This is a genomic window from Roseomonas sp. KE2513 (assembly GCF_016107305.1).
Lineage (GTDB): Bacteria > Pseudomonadota > Alphaproteobacteria > Acetobacterales > Acetobacteraceae > Roseomonas.
Genome location: NZ_RCVR01000183.1, coordinates 1 through 568 on the forward strand (window position 1 = coordinate 1; position 568 = coordinate 568).

1 pseudogene is annotated in these 568 nt (G+C 64.4%); it reads right to left on the reverse strand.

Annotated elements, in window-relative coordinates:
• Positions 1–517, reverse strand: a pseudogene (locus D9599_RS30855) (transposase); the annotation flags it as partial.
• Between the last annotated feature and the right edge of the window lie 51 nt (positions 518–568).

Below are 568 nucleotides of genomic sequence, written 5' to 3' on the forward strand. Positions count from 1 at the left end.
CGGCCGATCTCGATCCCTTCCTTGTTCAGGAAATCACGCAGCATCCGACTACCCGCGAACGGGAACTCCAGATGCAGCTCATCCATTCGGCGCATGATGGCGAGATCGGCCGCCGGCACCGGCCGGGGCAGGTAGTAGACGCTGCCGCGACTGATCCCGAGGAGGCTCGCCTGCCTGGCGATGGGCAGGCCGTGCTCGCGGTTGATCATCGCTTTGCGCTCAGCAGGCCGGCTTTGCTGAGCGCGCCGGACAAAAAATCATTGCTGAGCGTCAGCTCCCCGATCTTCGCGTGGAGCGTCCTCACGTCCACCGCCGGCGTGGTCGGGTCCGATTTCACCTCGGAGCCGAACACCCCAGCAGCTCCCTCCAGGAGCTGGGCCTTCCAGGTGGTGATCTGGTTCGGGTGCACGTCGAACTGCTGGGCCAGTTCGGCCAGCGTCTTCTCGCCCCTCACAGCAGCCAGCGCCACCTTCGCTTTGAAAGCCGGGGAATGGTTCCGCCGAGGTCGCTTGCTCATCGTCTCTCCTAATCTGCAGCCATCCTGGCCGCCGTCAGGCAGAAACTCCAC